Here is a 3,701-nt window from a genome sequence, read left to right as displayed (position 1 = left end):
GCAGCCGCACTGCCAGTAGGCGCCGCACCGCGGGCAGAGTCGGTCGGGCATGGGGTAAAGGTAGCAAGGAGCAAGGAACAAGAGAACGAGAGAACCCGGGAACAGAAAGCAAGCCAAGCTTTGGGCGTCTGGACTTTTGATTCCCGAAAACCCACAGTCCAGACTCCAAAGTCCAACCCCCATCCGCGGGCGCTGGCTAGAGGTGGCTGACGAGGTCGGTGAGGAGGGGCTCGGGGAGGGCCTCCTGGACCTCGATGTCCGTGCAACCCACCCAGGCAGCAGCCTCACGCAACGCCGCCGCGGCGGCAGGCACGGCTTCCGGGCCCTCCAGGCTGACGCGCTGCGCTACCAGCGTCTTGCCGCGGCGGAAGGGGTCGATGCGGCCGACGAGGCGGTCACCGGCGAGGAGGGGCATCGTAAAGTAGCCGTGACGCCGCTTCTCCCTCGGGACGTATGCCTCGAACGAATAGGAGAAGTCGAACACGCGGCGAGGGTACTCGCGTTCTTGCATCTGGCCGGGGGCGGGAGTGGCCCAGACCAGGGGGTCGAAGGGTGAGAGCAGCGTCGTGCGGGAGGGGTGCGGGGGCGGCGCCGAGAGCGCCGCGGGGCTGGCGAAGGCGGCCTCACGCCAGCCCTCGACCCGCACCGGCACGAGGCCGGCGGCCTCGATGGCCTCGGCGACCAGACGGCGGGCGTTGGGCGCGGTGCCGGCGTAGGGCAGGGTGAGGAAGAAGTAGCCGGCGATGTCGCGCGCGGTGCCGACGCCCAGGGCGCGCGCCGCCACCTTCACGAGCTCGAGATAACACTCCTGGTCTGCCGGCTCGTGCGCCAGGAGGTCCGCGGGGATAGCCCGCTCGGGGAGGTCGTAGACTCGCTTCCAGCCGCGGCGGGTGGTGACCACGACCTCGCCGCGGCGGTAGAGGCCTTCGAGAGCGACCTTTGCGTCCGACCAGTTCCACCAGCCGGCGCTCTCGCGGGCGCCACCCACGTCTGTGGTCGTGATGGGGCCGTCGCGCAGCCGGGCGCGCACCTCCTCGACGAACGAGGGCGACAGGCGGCTACGGCCGCGCTCACGCTCGCGCGCGGCGCGGCGGCGGAAGGCGAAGAAGGGCCAGAGGGCTACGGGCATGATGCAGGCGGCGTGGGCGGTGTACTCGAACGCCCGCGCCGGCTGGCCCCAGTAGGCGGCCTCCAGCGCGGCGCGCGGGACCGGGCCGAGGCGCGCGTAGGCCACGAGCTCGTGAGAGCGGGCCAGGACGGAAATGGTGTCGAGCTGCACGGCGCCGAGGCGGCGCAGCATGGCGTCCGGCGTGTCGCCATCGGCCGCGACGCGGTCGAGGCCCTGGGCGCAGAGGATGAGGCGGCGGGCCTCGACGGCGCTGAGCCCGTCGACGGGCCTGGGGTCGAGGTCCGCAACCGCGGTCAGGCGACTGCGCCCTTCTCGCGCAGGGCGGCAATCTCGGCCGCCGAGTAGCCGAGGCTGGCCAGGACGCTGTCAGTGTGCTGGCCCGGCGCCGGCGCGGTCGAGCGCACCGCCCCCGGGGTGTCGCTGAGCTTCGGCCCTATCCCCACCTGCTTTACCTTGCCTAGATCCGGGTGCTCTACCTCGACAACCATCCCTCGCGCGAGGTTCTGGGGGTCGGCAAGGGCTTCGTCCAGGGCATAGACGGGGCCGACGCAGATGTCGGTCTGCTGCATGATCGCGAACCACTCATCGCGGGTCTTCGTCTTGAAGGTCTGCTTGAAGTAGGCGGCGATCTCGGGGCGCTTCGCGGGGTCGTTCTGGTGGGGGATGAAGTCCTCGCGGCCGACCGTCTTGCAGAGGTTAGCCCAGAAGTGCGGCTCCAGGCTGCCCAGGCTGAGCCACTTGCCGTCCGCGCACTCGTAGACGTTGTAGTGCGGCGCGGCGCCGTTGAGCATGGTGGCGCCGCGGGATGGCACGTTGCCGGAGGCGAAGTAGCCGCTGATGGCGCTGGCGAGGAGGTAGAGGACGCCGTCCGACATGGCGATGTCGACGTACTGCCCGCGCCCTGTCTTCTCGCGGGCGATGACCGCGGCGAGGATCGCGAACGCGGCGTGCAGGCCTCCGCCGGCGAAGTCCGCCAGCAGGTTCATGGGGATGGCCGGCGGCGTGTCGGGCCAGCCGATGAGGCCGAGCGCGCCGCCGATGGAGATGTAATTGATGTCGTGGCCCACGAGCTGGTTGTAAGGGCCAGTCTGACCGTACCCGGAGAGGGAGCAGTAGATGATGCGCGGGTTGATCTTGCTGACGGTGTCGTAGTCGACGCCGAGGCGAGACACGACGCCGGGCCGGAAGCCCTCGAGGACGACGTCGGCGTCCCTCGCGAGCTTGTAGAAGACCTCGCGGCCTTCTTCCGACCGCAGGTTGAGGACAATGCTGCGCTTGTTCCGGCCGAGGGCGTTGTACGCCTGGCCGCGGCCCTGTCCGGCGCCGGGCGGGCGCTGGCCCTGGCCGGGCTGACGTCCCGGCAGCTGCTCCGGCGGCGCTTCGACGAGGAGCACGTCGGCGCCGAGGTCACCGAGGAGCATCGAGCAGAAGGGGCCGGGTGCAAGCCGGGAGAGGTCGAGAACCTTCAAGCCTTCCAGCGCCATGGTCATGGTGGGGCCTCCTGTGTGATCGGGAAGTTTAGCGAACCCGGCTGACCGGAACGAGCAAGGGGCTGGGTGAGCCTGCGGACATCCGGACATGCGGGCACCCGAACATTCGGACGCCGCATCCCTGGCCCTTGCTGGTTGTCGTTGCCCTGAGGGCTTCGGCCGCCGGATAATCCGGCTGCCCCCGCGACGAAACGCACTCGCAGAACCACAGGAGGCGCCCTCATGTCCGAAGGCCAGACCGAGCCCCCCATCCTCGTCGACCGTTACGGCTCCAGCAATCAGATCGGCCGCATTACCCTGAACCGCCCGCAGGCGCTTAACGCGCTCAGCCCCGACCTGCTCTGGGACTTCGAGGTCGCCTTGAAGGAATTCGAGGCGGATAACGACGTCAAGGTCATCGTGATCCGGGGCAACGGCCGCGCCTTCAGCTCCGGCTACGACCTCATGGGCGGCGGCCAGCGCAAACCGGGCATGCCGCCGCCAGTCGGGGGCCAGCGCGATACCTACGAAGCGATCCCCGGCCGCCGGATGATCATGAACACGCGCACGAACATGGTGCGGGTGTCGGACATGTACCTCTACTTCTGGAACATGGCGAAGGTGACCATTGCCCAGGTCCACGGCTACTGCCTCGCCGGGGGTTGTGAGCTGGCAATGATGGCGGACCTGGTTATCGCGGCCGAGGACGCGCAGATCGGGCACCCGGGCGCGCGCTTCAGCACCTCGCGCACGGCCGCGAACTGGCCGCTGATCATCGGGATGCGGCGGGCAAAGGAGTTGCTCTTCACCGGCGACACGGTCAGCGGCCGCGTGGCGGAAGAGATGGGCATGATCAACCGCGCCGTGCCTGCCGAGGAACTGGAGGCGGAGGTCACGCGCTGGGCAGAGCGCATCTCCGTGAACTCCGCGGACCTGCTGGCGCTGAACAAACGCAGCGTGAACGCGTTCTTCGAGCCGCTGATGTACCCCGGCATCCACGCCGCGACGGACACGGACGCCATGGGTGGCTTCACGGAGCAGAACTTCATGTGGCAGGACAAGATCCGCGAAGGCGGCATGCGCGAGGCGATCTCCTGGCGGGA

Annotated in this window: 3 protein-coding genes; 1 reads left to right on the top strand and 2 read right to left on the bottom strand. The window is 69.3% G+C overall.

All coding sequences use genetic code 11. The features are described 5' to 3' along the window. Positions 1 to 196 precede the first annotated feature (196 nt). Together VNN10_02325 and VNN10_02320 are read right to left on the bottom strand one after the other, a co-directional pair. Complete coding sequence (locus tag VNN10_02325; GenBank protein HXH20837.1) at positions 197 to 1,300, bottom strand: crosslink repair DNA glycosylase YcaQ family protein; 1,104 nt, start codon at positions 1,298 to 1,300, stop codon at positions 197 to 199. Between the two features lie 122 nt (positions 1,301 to 1,422). Beyond that, entirely contained in the window at positions 1,423 to 2,619 is a 1,197-nt protein-coding gene (locus VNN10_02320) for a CaiB/BaiF CoA-transferase family protein (GenBank protein HXH20836.1), read from the bottom strand. Positions 2,620 to 2,841: 222 nt separating this feature from the next. On the opposite strand from VNN10_02320, the gene VNN10_02315 reads away from it, so the two are divergent. Further along, positions 2,842 to 3,701, top strand: an 860-nt coding sequence (locus VNN10_02315; protein HXH20835.1) for an enoyl-CoA hydratase-related protein, incomplete at its 3' end; no start/stop codon positions are given.

It is taken from the genome of Dehalococcoidia bacterium (assembly GCA_035574915.1).
Lineage (GTDB): Bacteria > Chloroflexota > Dehalococcoidia > DSTF01 > WHTK01 > DATLYJ01.
The sequence above is the reverse complement of the archived record's forward strand: the minus strand, read 5'-3'. Positions and strand labels throughout refer to the sequence as shown.

Excerpts from the sequence above, each read along its gene's own strand:
- VNN10_02325 (HXH20837.1), bottom strand. The coding sequence starts at position 1,300 with ATGCTGCGCCGCCTCGGCGCCGTGCAGCTCGACACCATTTCCGTCCTG.
- VNN10_02320 (HXH20836.1), bottom strand. The coding sequence starts at position 2,619 with ATGACCATGGCGCTGGAAGGCTTGAAGGTTCTCGACCTCTCCCGGCTT.